The sequence below is a fragment of the Variovorax sp. F042 genome (assembly GCF_057814215.1).
Map to the genome: position 1 here is coordinate 1 of NZ_JBVASX010000028.1, position 2,683 is coordinate 2,683.

4 protein-coding genes are annotated in these 2,683 nt (G+C 65.6%); all 4 read left to right on the top strand.

Translation table 11 applies throughout. From position 1 onward, the window contains the following. Positions 1-73: 73 nt before the first annotated feature. The 4 genes from tnpA to ACZYSP_RS35220 all read left to right on the top strand — a co-directional run bounded on the left by tnpA (position 74) and on the right by ACZYSP_RS35220 (position 2,644). The gene (gene tnpA / locus ACZYSP_RS35205; protein ID WP_489019169.1) at positions 74-439 is read left to right on the top strand and encodes an IS66-like element accessory protein TnpA; all 366 of its coding nucleotides are present in this window, start codon (positions 74-76) and stop codon (positions 437-439) included. Next, on the top strand, positions 436-771 hold the full coding sequence (gene tnpB / locus ACZYSP_RS35210; protein ID WP_489019171.1) for an IS66 family insertion sequence element accessory protein TnpB: 336 nt from the start codon (positions 436-438) through the stop codon (positions 769-771). The genes tnpA and tnpB overlap by 4 nt, the downstream gene beginning before the upstream one ends. Before the next feature lie 74 nt (positions 772-845). Next, entirely contained in the window at positions 846-2,426 is a 1,581-nt protein-coding gene (gene tnpC, locus ACZYSP_RS35215; protein WP_489019173.1) for an IS66 family transposase, read from the top strand. Continuing rightward, positions 2,423-2,644 carry a hypothetical protein gene (locus ACZYSP_RS35220; RefSeq protein ID WP_489019175.1) on the top strand — a complete coding sequence of 74 codons (222 nt, stop codon included), beginning with the start codon at positions 2,423-2,425 and terminating at the stop codon, positions 2,642-2,644. The genes tnpC and ACZYSP_RS35220 overlap by 4 nt, the downstream gene beginning before the upstream one ends. Positions 2,645-2,683 lie beyond the last annotated feature (39 nt).

The following is a 2,683-nucleotide window of genomic DNA, read 5'->3' on the forward strand; positions in this document are numbered from 1 at the left end:
GCGTAAGCGTCCGGCCAACCCATCTTGAATCCGCCGGGAGGCCCGACCAGCATGGTGTCCACCAGACTCACAGGTGGACACCATTCAAGACTCCAAACGACTCCCCCGGCGGCGGCATGACGCAGCCCTCAAGAGCCAGGTGCTGGCCGAATGCGCCAAGCCCGAAGCTTCAGTGGCCGGCATCGCGCTGGCCTATGGCCTGAACGCGAACCTGGTGCACAAGTGGCGCAGGATGGCCGAGGTACCGTCAGTGCGCCAGGCCACTGAGAGACCGACACCCGCGCACTCCTTCATCGCGCTGCCGCTCACGGCCTCGCAGCCCACACCGTCGCAAGAACTCGTCATCGAGCTGCGCCGCGGCGCGCTCACGGTCAAGGTCTCCTGGCCCGTGACGGCCGCGTCCGAGTGCGCGGCCTGGATGCGCGAGCTGCTGCGGTGATCCGCATCGATGCGGTGTGGCTGGCGGCCGAGCCGTTGGATATGCGCGCGGGCCCCGACACCGCGCTGTCGCGCGTCGTCCAGGTCTTCGGGTCGGCCAAGCCGCACCACGCCTACCTCTTTGCCAATCGACGCGCCAACCGCATGAAGGTGCTGGTGCACGACGGCATCGGGATCTGGCTGTGTGCGCGCCGGCTGCATCAAGGCCGATTCCTCTGGGCCAACACCGCCCTGGGAGCGCAGATGGCCCTGTCTCGTGAACAGCTCGATGCGCTCGTGCTCGGGCTGCCCTGGCAGCGCCTGGGCGATGCAGGCGCCATCACCATGGCGTGAGCAGTAGATGGCCCCGCAGCAATTGGGGCGTTTGCGAATAGGCCCGTGCCGCAGGGTTCGCGACACTGGCGTCCATGCTCACCAGCGAACAACTCCAGGGACTCGGCGAGGCCGAGTTGCGCGCGCTGGCGCAGGACTTGTTGGCGCGACTGTCGCACTCCGACGGCGAGATCCTGATGAAGGATCGCAAGCTCGTCTGGAGCGAGGCGCGTATCGACCAACTCACTCATGAGATCGCGGTCCTCAAGCGTTGGAAGTTCAGTGCCCGCAGCGAGCAGCTCGACGCCGCGCAGAAGAGCCTGCTGGACGAGAGCGTCGACGCCGACATCGCCGCCGTCGAACTGGAGCTCAACTTGCTGCGCTCCAGGCCGCGGCCCTCGGATCCACAGCAGCCCCGGCGTCACCCGCTGCCTGCGCACCTGCCGCGCGCATCGTTCCACCACGAACCTGAATCCACGACCTGCAAATGCGGCTGCGTGCTCCAGCGCATCGGCGAGGACGTGAGCGAGAAGCTCGACTACACGCCTGGCGTGTTCACGGTGGAGCGCCATGTCCGGGGCAAGTGGGCCTGCGCGAAGTGCGAGACCCTGATCCAGGCACCCGTGCCTGCGCAGCTCATCGACAAGGGCATCCCGACGGCCGGCCTGCTGGCCCAGGTGCTGGTGGCCAAGTACGCCGACCACATGCCGTTGTACCGCCAGGAAAGCATCTTCGCGCGCGCTGGCATGCCGCTGGCACGCTCAACGCTGGCCGAATGGGTGGGTGTGTGCGGCGTACAGCTGCAGCCGCTGGTGGATGCTCTCAAGGACGAGATTCTGAGCCACGGCGTGCTGCATGCCGACGAGACGCCGGTGGCAATGCTCGCGCCAGGCAAGAAGAAGACGCACAAGGCCTATCTGTGGGCGTACTGCCCTGGCGTCTTCGAGGGGCTGAAGGCCGTGGTCTACGACTTCGCGGACAGCCGTGCCGGCGAGCATGCTCGAGCGTTCCTGCAACGGGGCAATGAGCCATGGAAGGGCAAGCTGGTCTGCGATGACTATGCGGGGTACAAGGCCAGCTTCACCCAAGGCATCACCGAGGTCGGCTGCGCGGCCCATGCGCGGCGCAAGTTCTTCGAGCTGCACACGAGCAACAAGAGCGCGGTGGCCGAGCAGGCGCTGAAGTTCTTCGGGGAACTCTACGAGATCGAGCGCGAGGTGCGTGATCTGGGCGCGCAGCAGCGGCTGGAGATTCGCCGGCAGAAGGCACGGCCGGTCGCTGATGCGTTGCATGCCTGGATGATTGCGCACCGACTGCGAGCAACCGACGGCACTGCGCTGGCAAGGGCGCTGGACTACAGCCTGAAGCGATGGACTGCGCTCACGCGCTACATCGACGATGGGCACTTGCCGATCGACAACAACTGGGTGGAGAACCAGATCCGTCCGATTGCGCTGGGGCGTTCGAACTGGTTGTTCGCGGGTTCGCTGCGTGCGGGCCAGCGCGCGGCTGCGGTGATGAGCTTGATCCAATCGGCCAAGCTCAATGGGCTCGATCCGTACCAGTACCTCAGGGATGTTCTGCAGCGCTTGCCGACGCAGAAGGTCCGGCTCGTGGGTGAGCTTCTGCCGCATCGTTGGGCTCCCGTCAGCGCCGGACAGAATGCCCAGGCATGAAGAACATCGAAGCACTGATTGCAGACGGCGGTGAGATCACGATCGGCGCCATCTACCCGATCGAGTGCGCAGCCACTGCCGCTGACGGCCACAACAGCGTGGCCATGCTTGTTCGTCGTGAAGGCGAAACGCTAGACGCGTTGCTCAAGCGGCTTGATCAAGCCATCGCCCAGTTCTACGACGACGGGGTCGCCATCGACGAGATCAATGGCGTTTGACGCGGCATCCGCGTCAAGATGACATGGCCGGTCGCTTAC